We start from the raw sequence: 18,986 nt of genomic DNA, 5'->3' as shown, positions 1-18,986 counted from the left end.
TGAGGGGGGTTCGGGGGGAGAAGGTCCCTTCTCCCCCCGCCCTGCGTCAGAGATGCTTCGCGAAGAACTCGAGCGTGCGCTTCTGCGCCAGCGCGTAGTCCGCCTCGACATAGGACCCGCGCTCGTCGCAGCCGAATCCATGCCCGCCGCCATAGACGTGCAGCTCCACGCCCGGCTGCGCGGCGCGGATCGCCTCCACATCCGTCATCGGGATGGAGGCGTCCTGTTCCCCGAAATGCAGCTGCACCGGGCAGCGCGGCGTCTCGTCCTTCGCCGCGGCGATGCCGCCGCCATACCAGCCCGAGGCCGCGGAAAAGGCGCTGCTGCGCGTCGCGCCATGCCAGGTGACGGTGCCGCCCCAGCAATAGCCGACGATGCCCCGCTTCGCCCCGCGCGGCAGCGCCGCCGCCGCGGCGAGCACGTCGAGCAGCGTCAGCCCGTCCGGGATCTTGCCGCGCAGCTCGCGCCCCTGGGCGACGTCGGCGGCCTCGTAGCCCAGCTCGATTCCCGGGCCGACGCGGTCGAACAGCGCGGGCGCGATGACGGCGTAGCCCTCCGCGGCGAAGCGCTCGCACACGTTCCGGATGTGCCGGTTCACGCCGAAGATCTCCTGCACCACGACCAGCGCGCGGCCGGCATTCTGCGGCCCGGCGCGATAGGCGGTGAGGCGGTGGCCGTCGGCGGCAGTCAGCGAAATGGTGGGCATGGGCGTTTCCCTCGGGCGGTTGGCGCGCGTATCCTCCGCGCATGGCCGAGATCGTCAACCTGAACCGGGCGCGCAAGGCGCGGGCGAAGCAGGAGGAAGCGGCCCAGGCCGCCGCCAACCGGACGAAGCACGGCCGGACGAAGGCGGAAAAGGACAACGACCGCCGGGCCGAGGAGCGGCGCCAGGCGCTGCTCGACGGCGCGAAGCGGGAGGATTGAGGGCGTGGAGCACCACATCCTGCCGGGCTTCCCACCCTCGGTCTCGCCCTCCTCCCACGCGGTGGAGACGGATGGCTTCGTCTTCCTGACCGGGCAGTTCCCCCGCGACCTCGACGACCCCAGGGCGCCGCTGCCCGAGGGCATCACGGCGCAGACCACGCGCACCATGGCGAACCTCGCCCGCGCGCTGCGGGCGCTCGGGATGGGGCTCGAGAACCTGGTCTCGGTGCGCGTCTACCTCTCGGCCTTCGAGCGCGACTACGCGGCGATGAACCTCGCCTACGCGGCGGCGCTGCCGCCGGGCGGACGGCCGGTGCGGACCTGCGTCGGCGTCACCGCGCTGGTGCGCGGCGCGCTGATCGAGATCGAGGCCGTCGCCCGCCGGCCCTAGTAGTAGTGGCGCGGCAGCAGGCCGTGCTCGCGGGCCTGCCGTTCGAGGTCCTCGCGGAAATCGGGATGCGCGAGCCCGATCAGCGCCTTGGCGCGGTCGGCCACCGACTTCCCCTTGAGGTTCGCGATGCCGTACTCGGTCACGACATACATCATGTCCGACCTCGGGGTGGTGACGACGTTGCCGGGCGTCAGGTTCAGCACGATGCGGCTGCGGCGCTGGCCCTTCCGCTCATAAGTGGAAGCGAGGCAGATGAAGGATTTGCCGCCCTTCGAGGCATAGGCGCCGCGCACGAACTGCAGCTGCCCGCCGGTCCCGCTGATGTGGCGGTGGCCGTCGGATTCGGATGCCGCCTGCCCCTGCAGGTCCATCTGCGTGGTGTTGTTGATCGCCACCACCTTGTCGTTTTGCATGATGACGTGCGGCATGTTGGTGTTCTCGACCGCGAGGCACTGGAAGTCCGGGTTGCGGTCGATGGTGCGGTACAGCTCCTTCGTCCCGAGCGCGAAGGAATAGACGATCTTGCCCGGCTGCAGGCGCTTCGCCACGCCGGTGATGCGCCCGGCGCGATAGAGCTCCCCGATGCCGTCGGTCAGCATCTCGGTATGGATGCCGAGGTCCTTCACGCCGCTGTCGAGCAGCAGCGCGCAGACCGCGTTCGGCATGCCGCCGATGCCGATCTGCAGGCAGGCGCCGTCCTCGATCTCGTTCGCGATCAGGCGCCCGACGGCGCGGTCGACGTCGCCGATCGGGCTGTTGGGCAGTTCCGTCGGCGGCTGGCCGTCGCCTTCGACGATGAAGTCGACCTCGCTCGCATGGACCCCGTTCATCTCGCCCTCGCAATGCGGGATGGCGGGGTTGGTCTCGATGATGACGGTGCGGGCGCATTCGATGACGGCGCGGTGCCACAGATTGGCGCCGCCGAAGTTGAACCAGCCGTTCTCGTCCATCGGCCGCGCCTTGATGATCGCGACGTCCACCGGCGGGTTGAAGCGGCGGTAGTAGTCGGGGATCTCGCCGAGGTTGACCGGGATGTAGTGGCTGATGCCGGCGTCGTGCTTCTTCCGGTCGTAGCCGGAGAAGTGCCAGGAGAACCACAGGAAGTGCTTGCCCTCGGGGTCCGCCTCGAGTACCGCGCGGGGGCGCAGCGACAGGCAGTTGCGGATCTTCACGCCCTCGAGCTCGTCCTTGCGGGCGGCGAGCGCGGCATCGAACACGTCGGGCTGGCCGGTGATCACGCCGTAGTCGAGCCAGTCGCCGGACTTCACGAGGGCGGCGGCCTCGGCGGCCGAGATGTGTCGGGGGGTCTTGCCGCCCGGATTGACCTTCATGTCGCTACTCCCTGTCGGTCCCCCGGTCCTTCGCAACGCCGGGATGCCTTGGGGAGAAAATCGCAGGAATCGCTGCCGCGGGCCAGCATCGCCGCAAATGAAAAGGGCCGCCCGAGGGCGGCCCTTCGCAGGGTGGCGATGCGCCGCGTGCTCAGTGCACGTCGGCCCAGATCTTCCGCTTCACGGCATAGGCGAGGCCCGCCAGCACCGTGAGGAACAGGATGATCTTGATGCCCATGGCGCGACGCTCCTCGAGCTCCGGCTCGGCCGCCCACTGCAGGAAGGTGGAGACGTCGCGGGCCATGTTCTCGAGCGTCGAGGGCGTGCCGTCGGAGAACTCGACCTGGCCCTCGTTGAGCGGCGCGGCCATCGCGATCTGGTGGCCGGGGAAGTAGCGGTTGTAGTTCATCCCCTCCATCACCGTGACGCCCGGGGGCGGATCGCCATAACCGGTCAGCAGCGCGTAGAGGTAGTCGGCGCCGCCGGCGCGGGCCTTGGCGATGACCGACAGGTCCGGCGGCAGGGCGCCGTTGTTCGCCGCGCGCGCGGCCTGCGGGTTCGCGAAGGGGCTGCGGAAGCGGTCGGACGGGCGGCCCGGACGCTCGAACATCTGGCCTTCGTCGTTCGGCCCGTCCTGGATCTGGACGGTCGAGGCGATCGCCGCGACCTGCGCCTCGGTCAGGCCGAGGGCGCGCAGGTTGCGATACGACAGCAGGTGCATCGCGTGGCAGTTGGCGCAGACTTCCTTGTAGATCTGGAAGCCGCGCTGCGCGCTCGCGCGGTCATAGGTCCCGAAGATCCCGTCGAAGGAGAAGCGGGTGTCCGGGATGTGGATCTCCTCGCCCCCGGCCGCCGAGGCGGGCGCGGGCGCGAAGGCGACGAGGCTGCCGAGGACGGCGAAGGCCTTGAGCGTGGTGCGGAACATGGTCAGGCCTTCTCCATCGGCTTGGCCGCGGCGCCGCCGGGCAGCGGTCCACCGCCGAGCACGGCGCGGGCGATGCTCTCGGGCAGCGGGAGCGGCTTCTCCAGCCGCGCGAGCAGCGGCAGGATCACCAGGAAGTACGCGAAGTAGTAGGCGGTCGCGAGCCGGCTGATGGTGACGTAGGGCTCCTCGGCCGGCTTGCCGCCGCAGTACAGCAGCACCAGGAAGGCCGCGGTCCACAGCAGGAAGGCGATGCGCGCGATCGGGCGGAACCGCATCGAGCGCACCGGGGACCGGTCGAGCCACGGGAGCACGAACCACACCAGGATCGAGCCGAACATCATCAGCACGCCGCCGAGCTTGTCGGGCACCGCGCGCAGGATCGCGTAGAACGGCAGGAAGTACCATTCCGGCACGATGTGCGCGGGCGTCACCAGCGGGTTCGCCGGGATGTAGTTGTCCGGATGGCCGAGGTAGTTCGGCGCGAAGAACACGATCGCGGCGAACACGATGAAGTAGATCACCAGGCCGAAGCTGTCCTTCGCCGTGTAGTACGGGTGGAAGGGCAGCGTGTCCTGCGGACCCTTCGGCTCGATGCCGAGCGGGTTGTTCGACCCCGTGATGTGCAGCGCGACGACATGCAGGAACACCACGCCGACGATCACGAAGGGCAGCAGGTAGTGCAGGGCGAAGAAGCGGTTCAGCGTCGGGTTGTCGACCGAGAAGCCGCCCCACAGCAGCTGGACGATCCACTCGCCCACCACCGGGAAGGCCGAGAAGAGGTTGGTGATGACGGTCGCGCCCCAGAAGGACATCTGGCCCCAGGGCAACACGTAGCCCATGAAGGCGGTGGCCATCATCAGAAGGAAGATCGCGACGCCCAGCATCCAGAGCAGTTCGCGCGGCGCCTTGTAGGACCCGTAGTACATGCCGCGCCAGATGTGGATGTAGACCACGATGAAGAACATCGACGCGCCGTTGGCGTGCACGTAGCGCAGCAGCCAGCCGTAGTTCACGTCGCGCATGATGCGCTCGACGCTGTCGAAGGCCATCGAGGTGTGCGGCGTGTAGTGCATCGCCAGGAACACGCCGGTGGCGATCATGATCACCAGGTTGACCATGGCGAGCGCGCCGAAATTCCAGAAGTAGTTGAAATTCCGCGGCGTCGGGAAGGAGCCGTACTCCTTCTGCATCATGGTGAAGACCGGCATGCGCTGGTCGATCCAGCGCAGCACGGGGTTCGGGATATCGCTGTTGTGCAGGCCGCTTGCCATCTGCGGGTTCCTCAGCCGATCCGGATCTTGGTGTCGGAGGTAAAGGCGTACGGCGGAACCGCAAGGTTCAGCGGCGCCGGGCCCTTACGGATGCGGCCCGAGGTGTCGTAGTGGCTGCCGTGGCAGGGGCAGAACCATCCGCCGTAGTCGCCGCGCGGATCGGTCGGCTTCTGGCCGAGCGGCACGCAGCCGAGATGGGTGCAGATCCCGATCACGATCAGCCACGGGTCGCGCTGGATGCGGGACTGGTCGGTGGCGGGGTCCTTGAGTTCCGACAGCGGCACGGCGCGCGCCGCCTGGATCTCCTCCGGCGTGCGGCTGCGCACGAAGATCGGCTTGCCGCGCCACATCACGGTGATCGCCTGGCCGGCCGCGATCGGCGCCAGGTCGACATCGGTGCTGGCGAGCGCGAGCACGTCGCGCGCCGGTTGCATCGAGGCGATGAAGGGCCAGGCGACAGCGCCCACGCCCACGGCGGCGAAGGACGCCGTCACCAGGTTCAGGAAGTCCCGCCGCGGCGTCCCTTCGGACGCGCTGGCGCCACCACTTGCCGCCATACCTCACCACCCCTCTCGCCGGGGCGCCCCAGGGATGACGGGGCAGCGCCGGCCGAATCTCAAGTTCCGCGGGGCCCCGCCGGACCCCCCGGTCGCCCGTGAAAAGGCGCGCGACATCACGCACGCGCAGCATTCCCTGGGCGGCGGACCTTATAAGGGGGCGTTACGCAGGGTGTCCATGCCACCCCGACGCATGCTAGGGAGCGTTACATGAACGCAGCGACCGCCGGCACGGCTCCGGTGGACCATCCGCTGGCCGGCCCGGCCCGCATCTGGTTCGAACGCCTCCGAGACCTCATCTGCGCCGACTTCGAGCGCATCGAGGACGCACTCGCATCCGGTCCGCATCGCGACCTGCCGCCGGGCCGCTTCACCCGCACGCCGTGGGAGCGCGACGGCGGCGGCGGCGGCGTCATGTCCGTGATGCACGGGCGGGTCTTCGAGAAGGTCGGCGTCAACGTCTCGACCGTCTTCGGGGAATTCTCCCCCGAGTTCCGCGCCCAGATCCCCGGCGCGGACAAGGACCCCCGGTTCCTTGCGACCGGCATCTCGCTGGTCTCCCACATGCGCAGCCCGCGCGTGCCGGCGGCGCACATGAACACCCGCTTCATCGTCACGACGCGCGCCTGGTTCGGCGGCGGCGGCGACCTGACGCCCATGTTCCCCGCCAGCCCCGAGTCGCAGGAGGACGCCCGCGGCTTCCACGCCGCCTACAAGGCGGCCTGCGACAAGATGGATCCGGACTGGTACCCGCGCTTCAAGCAGTGGTGCGACGAGTATTTCTACCTGCCCCACCGCCAGGAACCGCGCGGCCTCGGCGGCATCTTCTACGACTGGCTGGGGGACCGCACGCCGGGCAAGGGAATCGAGGCGGACTTCGCCTTCACCCAGGATGTCGGGCGCGCCTTCCTCGAGGCCTATCCCGCCATCGTCCGCCGCCGCATGCACGAGCCCTGGACCGAGGAGGAGCGCCAGCAGCAGCTGGTCCGCCGCGGCCGCTACGTCGAGTTCAACCTGCTGCACGACCGCGGCACGCTGTTCGGCCTCAAGACCGGCGGCAATGTCGAGGCGATCCTGATGTCGCTGCCGCCGGCCGTCGCCTGGCCGTGACGCGTCGCCGGGCTTCCCCGCCCGGCCGCCGCGCCCCATCTTGCGTCGTGAAAGGGGACCCCTGACGGCGCGATGGTGGAACTGAACGTCAACGGAACGGTGCAGCGAGTCGAAGCGGAGGCGGACACGCCCCTGCTGTGGATCCTGCGCGAACAGCTCGGCCTGACCGGCACGAAGTACGGCTGCGGCATCGCCCAGTGCGGCGCCTGCACCGTGCTGCTGGACGGGGAGGCGGTGCGCGCCTGCTCCATCACGCTCGAGGCCGCCGCCGGCCGGCGCGTCACCACCATCGAGGCGATCGAGGAGCACCCCGTCGGACGGCGCGTCGTCGCCGCCTGGGTCGCGGAGCAGGCGCCGCAATGCGGCTACTGCCAGTCCGGCCAGGTCATGGCCGCGACCGCCCTGCTCGCGGCCACGCCCAGGCCGACGCCCGAGCAGGTCGAGGCCGCGATGACCAACATCTGCCGCTGCGGCACCTACAACGCCATCGGCCGCGCGATCGCCGCGGCGGCCGAGGCCGGGTGAGCGGCCCCTCGATGCGGCAGCGGCCGGCCAACCTCTCGCGCCGCGGCCTGCTGGGCGCGGGGCTGGTGCTCGGCATCGCCCTGCCGGGGCGGGCGCCGCGGGCACAGGGCGCGGGGGCGACGCAGCGGCGCGCGACACGCGTGGGCGCCTATCTCCGCATCGCGCCCGACGGCGCGATCCACCTGCAGAACCCCTTCATCGAGGGCGGCCAGGGCATCGATTCGGCGGTCGCGCAGATCGTCGCCGAGGAACTCGACGCCGATCCCGCGCGCTTCACCGTGACCTGCGCCCCGCCCGGGGAGGATTTCCGCCTCCAGGCCGGCGGCCATGCGCGCTACACCGGCGGCTCCTCCTCGGTCCGCTCCTCCTATCTGCACTTCCGCACGCTCGGCGCGACGGCGCGCGCGATGCTGGTCGAGGCCGCGGCCGCGCGGCTCGGCGTGCCCGCGGCGTCGCTCGCGACCGAACCGGGCCGCGTGGTCCATGCGGCATCCGGCCGCGCCATCCCCTATGGCGAGCTCGCCACCGCCGCCGCGGCGCTGACCCCGCCCGCCGAGGTGCCGCTGCGCGAGGCCTCGGCGTTCCGGCTGATCGGCCAGCCGCTGCCGCGCCTTGGCGTACGGGCCCGCGCGACCGGGCGCGTCACCTACGCCATCGACGTGAAGGTCGAGGGCATGCTGCTCGCGGCCGTGCTTCACGCGCCGCGCGCCGGCGCGCAGCCGGCCGCGGTGACCAACGAGGCCACGCTGCGCGCCCTGCCCGGCGTGCATTCCGTCCATCGCCTGCCTGGCGCCATCGCGGTCGTCGCCGACACCTGGTGGCGGGCGAAGCGTGCCATCGACCAGGCGCAGGTCGCCTGGGCCGCGCTGCAGGGCCCGATCATGGACGGCGACTTCACCGCTTCGGCCATGCTCGGCCGGCTCAAGGCGGCCGCCGGCACGCCGGGCAACACGGCCGAGGAAGCGGGCGACATCCGGACCGCCCTGGCCGGCGCCGCGCGGGTGATCGAAGCGGAGTACGACGCGCCCTACCTTGCCCATGCGCAGCTCGAGCCCGCCTCGTCGACCGCGCGCTTCAATGCGGACGGCACGCTCGACCTCTGGGTGCCGAACCAGGCGCCGGACCAGTTCCAGGCCAGCGCCGCGCGCGCGGCGCAGCTCGACCCGGCGCAGGTGCGGCTGAACTCCCCGCCGCTCGGCGGCTTCTTCGGCCGGCACTTCGCCTACGGCACCGCCAACGCGCATCTGCAGGCGATCCAGCTCGCCAAGGCGACCGGCAAGCCGGTCAAGGTGATCTGGAGCCGCGAGGAGGAATTCGCCCGCGACGCCTATCGCCCGTTGGCCTTCGCGACCTTCCGTGCCGGCCTCGACGCGCGGGGCGAGGTCGTGGCCTTCCAGGCCGCGGGCTACGGCGAAGGCCCGATGACGCGGCATTTCGGCGCCGCCGCGCTCGGCACGCCGCCGGTCGACGGCTCGATCATGGAAGGCCTGACCGGCAAGCCCTACCGCTTCCCCGCGAAGCGCGTCGAATTCGTGCCGGTGCCGCATCCGCCAGGGGTCAATCTCGGCTTCTGGCGCTCGGTCGGGCATTCGATGAACGACTTCTTCCTCGAATGCTTCCTCGATGAGGTCGCGGAGGCGGTCGGCAAGGACCCCTTCGCGCTCCGCGCGGCGCTGCTGCCCGATCCGGGGCGCCATCGCGCGCTGCTGGATGCGGTGGCTGCCATGTCGGGCGGCTGGAGCCGCGGCCCCTATGACGCGCCGGACGGCACGCGCCGGGCGCGCGGCGTCGCCCTCGCCTCCCCCTTCGGATCCGAGGTCGCGACCATCGCCGAGGTTTCCGCCCGCGACGGCGAGGTGGTGGTCCACGACCTCTGGATCGCGATCGACCCGGGCAGCGCGGTCAATCCGCGCACCATCGCGGAACAGGTGGAATCCGCCGCGGCGATCGGCCTCTCGGCCGCGCTGGCCGAGGAGGTGCAGTTCGAGCGCGGCGAGGTCGCGACGCGGAACTTCGATACCTACCCCGTGCTGCGCCGCGACCGCATGCCGCGCATCCATGTCCGCGTCGTCGAAAGCGGCGCGCCGATGGGCGGCATCGGGGAACCCGGCACGCCCGGCGTGCCGCCCTCCGTCGCCAACGCGGTCTTCGCCCTAACCGGCCAGCGGATCCGCAGCCTGCCCTTCAGCCGGACGCGCATCGGCGCCGGCTGAGGCCATTCCTACAGACCCTGCGGCGCGGCCTGGCCGACATAGGCCGCGACGCGCTCCGCGGAATCCGCGATGGCGTGGGGCGGCGCCTTTTCGCGCGGGCGGCAGGCCGCGGCCATGGCGCGCAGCTCCGGCGAGATGTCGATCCCGGCGCGGCGCAGACCGAAGGCCGCGGCGACCACGCCGGTCGAGAGCGTATGCGCCTCGGCATAGAGGCGATCGCGGCTGTCCTCGGCCGCCGGGTCGATGGACTCCGCGATGCGGATGACCTCGGCCGCGCGAGCGCGGACGACATCGGCGAGTTCCGCCGGCGCAGGTCGCATGGCGCCGATCGCGTACATCGCGTCACGCGCCTCGTCATGGCTGGGCGAGGCCGCGCGCGCCGTCAGCGCGACCAGGAAATCCGGTCGCGCCTGGGCCGCGCGGAAGGCGGCGGCCGAGACCTCGTCCTGCCAGACCGCATTGACGAAGCCGAGCAGCGCCACGGTCGGCGCGTCGGCGGGCAGGGAAGCGAAGTCGGCCCGGCGGCGTGCTTCGGCGCTCGGTTCGGGAGGCGGCGGCGGGGCCGGGGGCGGGCGGCGCACGACGCGGTAGCGGAGCTCGGGCGGGCCGTCCGGCTGCGTCGCATTGTCCGCGGCGATCCAGGGCCCGAAGGCGTCCTCGAGTGCTGCCGGTCGCGCCGGCAGCGGGATCGGGAAACTCCAGGCCGACACGCCGACCTCGCCGGCGACGATCCGCCGGTCCCCTTCGGAGGTCGTGACGCGCACGCGGCCCGGGAGGATCCAGCGCCCATCCTCCAGTCGGGCGGCGTTGCGGTCCAGGCTGCCGCCGCCCGATCGCCCGCGCGGGCCGGATTGCAGGTAGGCGTAGGCGTTTTCGCTGGGCTCCACGCCCCGCGGCAGGCGCAGTTCCAGGGCCAGGTCGATCGGCCCGCCGGCCACCTCGGGCGCCACGTCCCGCTGCGTCCAGGCCCAGCCTCCGGCAGCGGTGATGATTCCACCCACGATGAGCACGGCGTAGCCGAAGCCGCGCAGCGCGCCCTCTCCGCCGGGCCCGCCGAGCGTCCGGCAGACCACCACGCCCGCGATGCTGCCACCCAGGAAGCCGAGCAGCCCCATGGCCAGCACGAAGTAGCCCGAGCCGCCCTCGAAGGAGGAGATGCGCAGCCACGGCACCGCGAGGTCCGCGACGAAGCCCGCATAGATCGCGGCCATGGCGCCCGTCAGCAGGCCGAGGAAGATGGCGGCAAGCCAGGACATCGCGGTTCCTCCGTCCGGGAGTATTCCGCGCGGCGCCCACCCTGTCCAAGCGGATGAGCGGCTAGGGCACCCACTCCATCGCCGGGTCGAGCGGCCAGATCGGCCGCGGCACCTGCCGCCAGGGGACGCGGTCCAGCATCACCGTCGTGAGCCCCGGCACGTCGACCTCGAGGATGCGGTCGGCGGTGAAGTGCTCGTCGAAGCCGGCGCGGAAATGCCCGCGCGACTTCACCACCAGGCTACGCACCTGCACGATGTCGACGCCGAGCGCCTCGAGCATCGCGGGTTCGCACAATTGCCGACGGTTGGTCGCGACCGCGACGCGCAGCCCGCCCAGGCGCAGCAGCGCCATTGGCCCGAGGTCGACCTCGCGCCCCGCATAGATGCCCCGCCGCCCGGTGATGTGCCCGTCGTGCAGCGCCTCGACCACCGCAGGTGCCGCGAAGGCGTGGGAGAGCGGATGCGTCTCGGCGCGGTTGAAGCGCGCGGTGAAGGCGGCGCCGGGGCCGAGGAGATGCGCCTCGGCCGCGAGTTCCGGGTCGTTGAAGACGCCGAGCACGGCGCCCTCGACCCCGCCGGCGTGGAAGGCCTCGAGGATCCAGGTGGTGTTGCCGCGCCCGCCGCCGCCCGGATTGTCCGCGACATCGGCGAAGAGCAGCGGCGCCGCCCGCCGGTCCGCGCCCACCGCGCGCGCGCGCCGCACCGCTTCCGTCAGCGGCAGCAGGCTCGCCACCCAGCGCCCGCGGGAGGACCAGATGAAGCGCGCGATCTCCTCCGCGACCTGCTGGGCGCGCGCGGCATCGGTGCGCGTCGTCACCAGCACCGACAGCCCGTTCTTCGGCGTGTCGCCGAGCGAGAAACCCGAGGAGATGGAGACGTTCATCACCTCGTGGTCGAGGAGGGACCGGCCATGGGCGATGGCGTCCGCATAGGGCCCGCCATCGGTGTTCTGGCTGGTCGCCGGCGGGATCATCGGCAGCTTCACGAAGCCCGCGCGCGGGCGCAGGCCGCCGAGCATGGCGCGCATCGCCGCGGCCGATTCGGCGCCGCGCGCCAGCATGTCGACATGCGGGTTGGTCAGGTAGGCGACCAGCAGGTCCGCATGGTCGACCATGGCGCGCGAGACATTCGCATGCAGGTCGAGCGTCGCGATCACCGGCACGTCGGGCCCCACCACGGCCCGCACCCGCGCGAGCAGCACGCCGTCGGGGTCGACCTCCACCGTCGCCGTCGCCGCCCCATGCAGGGCGAGGAAGACGCCGTCAAGCGGCAGGGCCGCGCGCAGCGCCGCCTCGAGCCGCTGGACGTAGTCGTCGAAGACCTCCTGCTCGACCGGGCCGGAGGCGCCGGCCGCCGCGGCCAGCAGGGGCACCGGCGTCCAGGGCTTGCCGGCATCCATGGCGCGGATGAAGCCGGTCAGCGGCGTGGGCGCCCGCGGCGCGGGGCGGGCGAGGTCGGCGTCGAGCGCCGCGCCCTCGAGCCAGCAGGCGGCCTCGAACTCCGCCCGCGTCGCGGGCGGGGCGTGGCCGTTGCTCTCCAGCATGAAGGCCCCGAGGGCGATGCGCGGCGGCCGCATCACGCCTCGGCCGCGGTGGCAGTCGGCCCGGTCTCGACCGGGTGCCGCGCCTCGGTCCGTTCCAGCACCAGCTTCTGGTGCGGATAGGGGATCTCGATGCCGAGCTCGTCGAAGCGCTTCTTGATGCGGCGGTTCATCTCGCGCGCCACCGCCCAGCGCTGGGACGGCTCGGTCTTCAGCCGAACGCGCATGATGACGCCGGAATCGGCCAGGCGCTCGACGCCGAGGATGTCGAGGTCGTCGCGGATGGCCGGGCGCCACTTCACGTCCTCGCGCATCTCGGTCGCGATGTCGCGCAGCACCTCGGCCACGCGGTCGGTGTCCTCGCCATAGGCGACCGAGACGTCGAGGACGGCGAAGGCGAAGTCGCGCGTCATGTTGGTCACGGTGGTCACGGCGCTGAAGGGGATGATGTGCAGGCTGCCGTCCTGCGCGCGCAGCTTGATCGAACGGATCGACAACTGCTCGACCACGCCCGACAGGCCGCCGACCTGCACCACGTCGCCCACCGCCAGCGCATCCTCGAACAGCAGGAAGATGCCGGTGATGATGTCGCGCACCAGCGTCTGGGACCCGAAGCCGATGGCGATACCGACGACACCGGCACCGGCGATCAGCGGGGCGACGTTCACCCCGATCTCGGTCAGCACGATGAAGCCCGAGATGACGACGATGGTGATCATCAGCGCCGTGCGCAGCATCGGCAGCAGGGTGCGCACGCGGGCGCTGCGCGCCGCCTTGGCGTCGCGCGACAGTTTCTCGAGGTGGCGCTGGATGGCGGCATTCGCCGCCTCCCACGCCGCCAGCGCGATCGCCAGCGTGAACCCGATCGAGGCGAGCGACCCGACCAGCCGGTTGCCGAGTTGGCCCGCGCCGAACCAGGCGAAGGCGTCCAATCCCCAGGCTTCGAGCAGGAGGAGGACGGTGAGGCCGCCAAGCAGGGAGGAGAGCGTGCCCTTGAGGATCGGCAGGTAGCGGTTCGCCCGCGCCTCCAGCCCAGGGTAGCGGCGCGCCAGGTCGGGCGTGATGCGGAAGGCGCGCGCCAGCGCCCGCCGCATGCCGACGTCCAGCAGGCGCGCCACGATGAGCACGGCGAGCGTCACGAGCGAGACGCGCGCCAGCCGCCAGAAGCCGCCCTGCACCTCCAGGGCCCAGACGCCCCAGGCGGCGATCAGCCAGGCGATCGCCAGGATGTGCCAGACCTCGGCGGCGCGGTCGCGCGCGGCGCGGAGGAAGCGGCGCGCCGATTCGACATGCGTCCCCTCGGCGGCCTCCGGCGCGCGGAGGACGTCCGACACGGCGGTGCGGTTCTGCAGGATGACGATGATGAGGAAGAGCGTCACCAGCAGCAGGCAGACGCGCAGGATCGAATCGTACGCCGTCCAGGGCAGGCCGAACTGCAGCCCGGCCTCGGCAACCGCGTAGCCGACGACGAGGACGAAGGTGATCCGCCGCAGCCAGACGGTGATGTAGGCCGCCGTCTCGTCGGCCACGGGCAGCAACCGCAGCATCGGCGAGGCCGGCGAGAGCAGCATCCGCGAGGTCACCATCACCGCGCGCGAGGCCATGTAGGTGTTGTTGACCGTGAGCATGACGAGTTCGGTCGTCGGCAGCGGCTGCACCGCGCCGATCAGCCCGTAGGAGACGATGGCGAAGGAAGCGATCGGCACCAGGTCGAGCCCGAGCCGTGCGACCACCAGCGGCACCTTGCGCAGCCAGGAGAACGCCTCGCCTTCGGCCGGCGCACGCGAATCGAGCCCGTCGCGTACCCGGGTCAGCAGCCGCGCGGTCGCCCATTCGGCGAACAGGCCAAGGCCGAGCACCAGCAGCAGTTTCCACGAGGCGTCGATGACGCGGAACTGCGTCACCGGGTCCCGCGCCATGGACGAGACCCAGGCGAACAGGGAGGGGAGGTCCGCGATGGCCTGCGCCGCCCCGACCACCTGCTCGGTCATGGCCGACAGCCGCTGCTGGGCGCCCTGCAGCAGCTGGGCCCCCAGCGTGTTGGGGGCGAGGATGTCCGGCGTGGCGGGCTGGGCGGCGCCGTTCGGGGCCTCGGCCGCCGGGGCGGGTGCGGCGGCGGGTGCCGGCGCGGCGGGGGCGGGGGCAGCGGTGGTGGCCGCGGCGCCGCCGGCGGCCGCGGTCAGGGCCTGGAGGTTGCGGATCAGTTCGGCGCGGCGGGCATCGTCCTGCAGCAGGCGCAGCAGGCGCTCGGCCTCGCCCGAGGGCACGCCGGCGGCAGGGGCCGCGACCGGCGCGGGGGCCGGCGCGGGCGTGTGCGGCTGCGGCTGGGCCTGGCGCGGCGGCGTGGCCGCCCGGCGCGGCTCGGCGGCGGGCGCAGCCGGGCGCGCGGGCGGCGCCGGGGCCGGCGGCGGGGCGACGGTGGCCGGGGCGGTGGTTTCCGCGGGCTCGGGCTCCGGGGCCTCGACCGGCACGGTCTGGGCCGCGAGCCGCACCGCCGAGGCGACCACCAGCACACACAGGATCGCGAGGAGGAACCGGTTGAAACGGGTCATGCCGGCAGGGACCCCATCCGGCCGTGTCGGGTCAAGCCGGGACAGCCCGGTTGCCGATCGGCGGGACCGGGTCCAGCATTGCACCGCAGCATGAGTCACTCTCCTTCCGTCTGGACCGTGATGGTCGCCCTGCTGGGCACGCATCTCGCCGGCATGGGCGTCTTCATCGCCGTCCCGGTCCTCGCCCCCGCGATAGCGGCCGAAGCTGGCATTCCTGCGGCACTGGCCGGGGTGCATACGGCGCTGGTCTATGGTGGCGCCCTGATCTCGGGGCCCCTGGCCGGGGCCTTCATCCACCGCTACGGCGGGATCCGGGTCCTCCAGGGGGGGCTTGCGATCTGCGCCGTGTCGATCGCCCTGACGGTGCTGGCCCATCCGGCAGCACTCGCGGTCTCGGCGCTCGCCTGCGGCATCGGGCATGGGCCGGTCACCCCGGCCGGCAGCCACCTGCTGGCCCAGAAGGCGCCGCCCAACCGGCGGGCACTGATCTTCAGCCTCAAGCAATGCGGGGTGCCGGCGGGGTCGATGCTGATCGCGGCCATCACCCCGGTCATCGCCATCGCCTTCGGCTGGCGGGCCGGGATCCTGGCGGTCGCGGCGCTGCTGGCGGCCATGGCGCTGCTGCTGCAGCCGCTGCGCGGGCCGCTCGATGCGGAACGGAACCGCTCGGCCGCGATCGGCAACCTGCGGGCGGCCTGGGGGGCGGCGCTGGGCAGCCTCGCGATCCTGCGCACCGCGCCGATCCTGCGGCGGATGACGGTGATGTCGGCGCTCTACGGCATCTCCCAGTTCTGCTTTTCCTCCTTTTTCGTGGTCTTCCAGGTCGAGGCGCTGGGCGTGCCGCTGACCGAGGCCGGGTTCCGCCTGGCTCTCGCCCAGGCCGCCGGCGTCGTGGGGCGCGTCGCCTGGGGGCTGGTCGCAGACCGGGTGGGCGCGGCGCCGGTGCTGCGCGGGCTCGGGATCGCGGCGGCGGCCTCGGGCCTGGCGCTGCTGCTTTCCGGCCCCGGCTGGCCGGGATTCATCCTGACCCTGGCCGGAATGGGCATGGGCGCGACGGCGATCGGCTGGAACGGGGTGTTCCTGGCCGAGACCGCGCGCCTCGCCGAACCGGGCAAGGTCGGCGCGACCACGGCGGCGGCCGGCTTCGTCTTCGGGGCCTGCATGCTGGTGGGCCCGCCGCTCTTCACGCTGATGGTCCAGGCCTCGGGCGGCTATGCTCTGGGCTTCGGCTTCTGCGTGGTCACCGCCCTGATCGGCGCATCGCTGGTCCGCGGCGCGGGGACTGTTGCCAGGGGCTGAAACCGCGCTAGGTGAACGCCATGGTCACGTTCCTGACGATCCTCGTCGCCCTGTCCATGCTCGCCACCCTCGGCGTGCTGCTGTCGGGCGTGCTCGGCATGTCCGGCTCCAAGGCGGGCGGGGAACGGTCGAACAAATTGATGCGATGGCGGATCGGCCTGCAGGCCCTGACGCTGGTCCTCTTTGCCATCCTGCTGCTGGTGATGAAACGGTAGGGGCAACTTGCCCCGCTTAAGTCACCCCCGTATTTTCCGCCCCCTGCGCGCGGCCGGGCCGTGCGCCCAATCCGGAAGGCACACGGTAACGCCATGAAGGTCCTCGTCCCCGTCAAGCGGGTGGTCGACTACAACGTCAAGGTCCGCGTGAAGGCGGACGGCACGGGCGTCGAGACGGCGAACGTCAAGATGTCCATGAACCCCTTCGACGAGATCGCGGTCGAGGAAGCGGTGCGCCTCAAGGAAAAGGGCGTGGCGACCGAGATCGTCGCCATCTCCGCCGGACCCTCCGCGGCGCAGGAGCAGATCCGCACCGCGCTCGCCATGGGTGCCGATCGCGGCATCCTGGTCGAGCACGACGGCACGCTCGAGCCGTTGGCGGTCGCGAAGATCCTGAAGGCGATCGTCGACAAGGAGGGCCCGGCGCTGGTCATCCTCGGCAAGCAGGCGATCGACGACGACATGAACGCCACCGGCCAGATGCTGGCGGCACTTCTCGGCTGGGGCCAGGGCACCTTCGCCTCGAAGGTCGAGAAGGACGGCGACAATCTCAAGGTGACGCGCGAGGTCGATGGCGGCCTCGAGACCGTCTCGCTCAAGCTGCCGGCGATCGTGACCACCGACCTGCGCCTGAACGAGCCGCGCTACGCCTCGCTGCCCAACATCATGAAGGCGCGCAAGAAGCCGATCGAGACGGTGAAGCCGGGCGACCTCGGCGTCGACGTCACGCCCCGCCTGACCGTGCTCAAGGTCGAGGAACCGGCGAAGCGCCAGGCCGGCAAGAAGGTCGGTTCCGTGCAGGAGCTGGTCGAGAAGCTGCGCACCGAAGCGAAGGTGATCTGATCATGGCCGTCCTCGTTCTCGCCGACCACAAGGACGGCGCCGTCACCCAGCCCACGCGCAGCACGGTCGCCGCGGCGTCCAAGCTCGGGGAAGTGCATGTGCTCGTCGCCGGCCCCGGCGCCGCGGCCGGTGCGGCCGCCGCGGCGAAGCTGCCGGGTGTGACGAAGGTCCTGACCGGTGGCGACGGCCCCGTGCTGGCCGAACCGCTCGCGGCGCTGCTCGTCGCGCTCGCGCCGGGATATTCGCACCTGCTCGCCCCGGCCTCCGCCGCGGGCAAGAACGTGATGCCGCGCGTCGCAGCGCTGCTCGACGTGCAGATCCTGTCGGACATCGCCGGCGTGGTGGATGCCGACACCTTCGTCCGCCCGATCTATGCGGGCAACGCGATGGCGACTGTGAAGTCGTCGGATGCGAAGAAGGTCATCACGGTCCGCGCCGCCTCCTTCGACCCGGTCCCGGCCGAGGGCGGTTCCGCCACCGTCGAGGCCGCGCCGGCCGCGGCCGATCCGGGCCTGTCGAGCTTCCTCGGCGCCGAGATCGTGAAGTCCGAGCGCCCCGAACTGACCGCCGCGCGCATCGTCATCTCGGGCGGCCGCGCGATGGCCAATTCGGAGAACTTCAAGATCCTCGAGGCGGTCGCCGACAAGCTCGGCGCCGCGGTGGGCGCGTCCCGCGCCGCCGTCGATGCGGGCTATGCGCCGAACGACATGCAGGTCGGCCAGACCGGCAAGATCGTCGCGCCGGAGCTCTACATCGCCGTCGGCATCTCGGGCGCCATCCAGCACCTCGCGGGCATGAAGGACAGCAAGGTCATCGTCGCCATCAACAAGGACGAGGAGGCGCCGATCTTCCAGGTCGCCGACTACGGCCTGGTGGCGGACCTGTTCAAGGCGGTCCCGGAGCTCGAGGCCGAGCTGTCCAAGTGACGTGAACGCGCCCCCGCAGCCTTGTTTGCGGAATCACAAGGAAGGTTGGGTGGCACGGGGGGAAGTTCGCTTCCCCCCGTTTTCTTTTTCGTACCCTGATCAGGAGGCCTGAGATGGCTGAAATCGCGAAGGTTGGTGTCATCGGTGCAGGCCTGATGGGCAACGGCATCGCCCATGTCTCGGCGCTGGCCGGGCTGCCGGTGGTGCTGATGGACGTGCAGCAGGCCGCCCTCGACAAGGCGATGGCCACCATGTCCGGCAACATGGACCGCCAGGTGAAGAAGGCGATCATCACGGCCGAAGACAAGGCGGCCGCGCTCGCCCGCATCGCCACCACCACGACGAACGACGCCTTCGCCGACTGCGACATCGTCATCGAGGCCGCGACCGAGAACGAGGAGCTGAAGAAGAAGATCTACGCGGGTCTTCTGCCGAAGCTGAAGGCGGACGCCATCCTGGCGTCGAACACCTCCTCCATCCCGATCACGCGCCTTGCCGCGGCGACGGACCGGCCCGCGCGCTTCATCGGCATGCATTTCTTCAACCCCGTGCCGATGATGCAGCTGGTCGAGATCATCCGCGGGCTGGCCACCGACGACGCGACCGCCGCGGCGGTCGAGGCACTGGCGCGCAAGCTCGGCAAGACGCCGGTCGCCGCCGGGGACTGGCCCGGCTTCGTGGTGAACCGCGTGCTCTGCCCGATGCTGAACGAGGCGATCCAGGCCCTGATGGAAGGCGTGGGCGACGTCACCGCGATCGACGAGGGCATGAAGCTCGGCGCCAATCATCCGATGGGGCCGCTGCAGCTCGCCGACTTCGTCGGCCTCGACACGCTGCTGTCGGTGATGAAGGTGCTGCACGAGGGGCTGGGCGATCCGAAGTACCGCCCCTCCCCGCTGCTCGCGAAGTATGTCGAGGCCGGCTGGCTCGGCCGCAAGTCGGGCAAGGGCTTCTACGACTACGCGACCAACCCGCCGACGCCGACGCGCTGAGTGCGGGTTCCGGAATGCGCCTCGCGGCGCATTCCTAGGCCCGGCACCCGGCCCCACCCCCCCCCCCCCGCCCCCCCCCCCGTCCCAGCGTCGGGGGGCGCCGGGGGGGGGCGGGG

The 18,986-nt window shown here is 71.6% G+C and carries 18 protein-coding genes; 10 read left to right on the top strand and 8 right to left on the bottom strand.

The genetic code is table 11. The features are described 5' to 3' along the window. Nucleotides 1-46: 46 nt before the first annotated feature. The gene (locus tag GWK15_RS20710; protein ID WP_168043287.1) at nt 47-706 is read right to left on the bottom strand and encodes a dienelactone hydrolase family protein; all 660 of its coding nucleotides are present in this window, start codon (nt 704-706) and stop codon (nt 47-49) included. A gap of 41 nt (nt 707-747) precedes the next feature. Between GWK15_RS20710 and GWK15_RS20705 the strand changes: the two genes are divergently transcribed. Further along, nucleotides 748-924 (top strand): DUF4169 family protein, encoded by a 177-nt coding sequence (locus GWK15_RS20705; RefSeq protein WP_168043286.1) that lies wholly within the window; start codon nt 748-750, stop codon nt 922-924. A 4-nt stretch (nt 925-928) separates the two neighbouring features. Continuing rightward, nucleotides 929-1,315, top strand: a complete 387-nt coding sequence (locus GWK15_RS20700) for a RidA family protein (protein ID WP_209442326.1) — start codon at nt 929-931, stop codon at nt 1,313-1,315. Here GWK15_RS20700 and GWK15_RS20695 read toward each other — a convergent pair. The 4 genes from GWK15_RS20695 to petA all read right to left on the bottom strand — a co-directional run bounded on the left by GWK15_RS20695 (nt 1,312) and on the right by petA (nt 5,399). Further along, entirely contained in the window at nt 1,312-2,646 is a 1,335-nt protein-coding gene (locus GWK15_RS20695; RefSeq protein WP_168043285.1) for an acetyl-CoA hydrolase/transferase family protein, read from the bottom strand. The genes GWK15_RS20700 and GWK15_RS20695 overlap by 4 nt on opposite strands. 151 nt (nt 2,647-2,797) lie before the next feature. After that, on the bottom strand, nt 2,798-3,571 hold the full coding sequence (locus GWK15_RS20690; protein WP_168043284.1) for a cytochrome c1: 774 nt from the start codon (nt 3,569-3,571) through the stop codon (nt 2,798-2,800). Between the two features lie 2 nt (nt 3,572-3,573). Continuing rightward, on the bottom strand, nt 3,574-4,842 hold the full coding sequence (locus tag GWK15_RS20685) for a cytochrome b (protein WP_168043283.1): 1,269 nt from the start codon (nt 4,840-4,842) through the stop codon (nt 3,574-3,576). Nucleotides 4,843-4,853: 11 nt separating this feature from the next. Then, on the bottom strand, nt 4,854-5,399 hold the full coding sequence (petA, locus tag GWK15_RS20680; protein WP_168043282.1) for a ubiquinol-cytochrome c reductase iron-sulfur subunit: 546 nt from the start codon (nt 5,397-5,399) through the stop codon (nt 4,854-4,856). A gap of 210 nt (nt 5,400-5,609) precedes the next feature. On the opposite strand from petA, the gene hemF reads away from it, so the two are divergent. From hemF to GWK15_RS20665, 3 genes are all read left to right on the top strand, one after another. After that, on the top strand, nt 5,610-6,509 hold the full coding sequence (gene hemF, locus GWK15_RS20675; RefSeq protein WP_168043281.1) for an oxygen-dependent coproporphyrinogen oxidase: 900 nt from the start codon (nt 5,610-5,612) through the stop codon (nt 6,507-6,509). Nucleotides 6,510-6,581: 72 nt separating this feature from the next. Beyond that, nucleotides 6,582-7,034, top strand: a complete 453-nt coding sequence (locus GWK15_RS20670; RefSeq protein ID WP_168043280.1) for a (2Fe-2S)-binding protein — start codon at nt 6,582-6,584, stop codon at nt 7,032-7,034. Nucleotides 7,035-7,045: 11 nt separating this feature from the next. Next, nucleotides 7,046-9,247, top strand: coding sequence for a xanthine dehydrogenase family protein molybdopterin-binding subunit (locus tag GWK15_RS20665; RefSeq protein ID WP_168043279.1), 2,202 nt, complete (start codon nt 7,046-7,048; stop codon nt 9,245-9,247). Nucleotides 9,248-9,255: 8 nt separating this feature from the next. Here the strand turns inward: GWK15_RS20665 and GWK15_RS20660 are convergent, their stop codons facing one another. From GWK15_RS20660 to GWK15_RS20650, 3 genes are all read right to left on the bottom strand, one after another. Next, complete coding sequence (locus GWK15_RS20660) at nt 9,256-10,503, bottom strand: hypothetical protein (RefSeq protein WP_168043278.1); 1,248 nt, start codon at nt 10,501-10,503, stop codon at nt 9,256-9,258. A 61-nt stretch (nt 10,504-10,564) separates the two neighbouring features. Continuing rightward, nucleotides 10,565-12,079: a M81 family metallopeptidase gene (locus GWK15_RS20655; protein WP_168043277.1), complete on the bottom strand. Its 1,515-nt coding sequence runs from the start codon at nt 12,077-12,079 to the stop codon at nt 10,565-10,567. Then, nucleotides 12,079-14,595: a mechanosensitive ion channel domain-containing protein gene (locus GWK15_RS20650; protein ID WP_168043276.1), complete on the bottom strand. Its 2,517-nt coding sequence runs from the start codon at nt 14,593-14,595 to the stop codon at nt 12,079-12,081. The genes GWK15_RS20655 and GWK15_RS20650 overlap by 1 nt, the downstream gene beginning before the upstream one ends. Before the next feature lie 90 nt (nt 14,596-14,685). On the opposite strand from GWK15_RS20650, the gene GWK15_RS20645 reads away from it, so the two are divergent. From GWK15_RS20645 to GWK15_RS20625, 5 genes are all read left to right on the top strand, one after another. Continuing rightward, on the top strand, nt 14,686-15,894 hold the full coding sequence (locus tag GWK15_RS20645) for an MFS transporter (protein ID WP_168043275.1): 1,209 nt from the start codon (nt 14,686-14,688) through the stop codon (nt 15,892-15,894). Between the two features lie 20 nt (nt 15,895-15,914). Next, entirely contained in the window at nt 15,915-16,109 is a 195-nt protein-coding gene (locus GWK15_RS20640) for a twin transmembrane helix small protein (RefSeq protein WP_168043274.1), read from the top strand. 93 nt (nt 16,110-16,202) lie between these two features. After that, nucleotides 16,203-16,952 carry an electron transfer flavoprotein subunit beta/FixA family protein gene (locus GWK15_RS20635; protein ID WP_168043273.1) on the top strand — a complete coding sequence of 250 codons (750 nt, stop codon included), beginning with the start codon at nt 16,203-16,205 and terminating at the stop codon, nt 16,950-16,952. 2 nt (nt 16,953-16,954) lie between these two features. After that, nucleotides 16,955-17,878: an electron transfer flavoprotein subunit alpha/FixB family protein gene (locus GWK15_RS20630; RefSeq protein WP_209442325.1), complete on the top strand. Its 924-nt coding sequence runs from the start codon at nt 16,955-16,957 to the stop codon at nt 17,876-17,878. A gap of 113 nt (nt 17,879-17,991) precedes the next feature. Next, a complete protein-coding gene (locus GWK15_RS20625; RefSeq protein ID WP_168043272.1) occupies nt 17,992-18,870 on the top strand; it encodes a 3-hydroxybutyryl-CoA dehydrogenase in 879 nt (292 codons plus the stop codon). The last annotated feature ends 116 nt before the right edge of the window (nt 18,871-18,986 follow it).

The sequence above is a fragment of the Neoroseomonas oryzicola genome, from assembly GCF_012163135.1.
GTDB lineage: Bacteria > Pseudomonadota > Alphaproteobacteria > Acetobacterales > Acetobacteraceae > Neoroseomonas > Neoroseomonas oryzicola.
The sequence above is the reverse complement of the archived record's forward strand: the minus strand, read 5'-3'. Positions and strand labels throughout refer to the sequence as shown.

Coding starts and splice junctions, on each gene's coding strand:
- petA (WP_168043282.1), bottom strand. CDS start 5,399: ATGGCGGCAAGTGGTGGCGCCAGCGCGTCCGAAGGGACGCCGCGGCGG.
- GWK15_RS20665 (WP_168043279.1), top strand. CDS start 7,046: ATGCGGCAGCGGCCGGCCAACCTCTCGCGCCGCGGCCTGCTGGGCGCG.
- GWK15_RS20705 (WP_168043286.1), top strand. CDS start 748: ATGGCCGAGATCGTCAACCTGAACCGGGCGCGCAAGGCGCGGGCGAAG.
- GWK15_RS20625 (WP_168043272.1), top strand. CDS start 17,992: ATGGCTGAAATCGCGAAGGTTGGTGTCATCGGTGCAGGCCTGATGGGC.
- GWK15_RS20670 (WP_168043280.1), top strand. CDS start 6,582: ATGGTGGAACTGAACGTCAACGGAACGGTGCAGCGAGTCGAAGCGGAG.
- GWK15_RS20650 (WP_168043276.1), bottom strand. CDS start 14,595: ATGACCCGTTTCAACCGGTTCCTCCTCGCGATCCTGTGTGTGCTGGTG.
- GWK15_RS20690 (WP_168043284.1), bottom strand. CDS start 3,571: ATGTTCCGCACCACGCTCAAGGCCTTCGCCGTCCTCGGCAGCCTCGTC.
- GWK15_RS20660 (WP_168043278.1), bottom strand. CDS start 10,503: ATGTCCTGGCTTGCCGCCATCTTCCTCGGCCTGCTGACGGGCGCCATG.
- hemF (WP_168043281.1), top strand. CDS start 5,610: ATGAACGCAGCGACCGCCGGCACGGCTCCGGTGGACCATCCGCTGGCC.
- GWK15_RS20655 (WP_168043277.1), bottom strand. CDS start 12,079: ATGCGGCCGCCGCGCATCGCCCTCGGGGCCTTCATGCTGGAGAGCAAC.
- GWK15_RS20685 (WP_168043283.1), bottom strand. CDS start 4,842: ATGGCAAGCGGCCTGCACAACAGCGATATCCCGAACCCCGTGCTGCGC.
- GWK15_RS20710 (WP_168043287.1), bottom strand. CDS start 706: ATGCCCACCATTTCGCTGACTGCCGCCGACGGCCACCGCCTCACCGCC.
- GWK15_RS20630 (WP_209442325.1), top strand. CDS start 16,955: ATGGCCGTCCTCGTTCTCGCCGACCACAAGGACGGCGCCGTCACCCAG.
- GWK15_RS20695 (WP_168043285.1), bottom strand. CDS start 2,646: ATGAAGGTCAATCCGGGCGGCAAGACCCCCCGACACATCTCGGCCGCC.
- GWK15_RS20640 (WP_168043274.1), top strand. CDS start 15,915: ATGGTCACGTTCCTGACGATCCTCGTCGCCCTGTCCATGCTCGCCACC.
- GWK15_RS20635 (WP_168043273.1), top strand. CDS start 16,203: ATGAAGGTCCTCGTCCCCGTCAAGCGGGTGGTCGACTACAACGTCAAG.
- GWK15_RS20645 (WP_168043275.1), top strand. CDS start 14,686: ATGAGTCACTCTCCTTCCGTCTGGACCGTGATGGTCGCCCTGCTGGGC.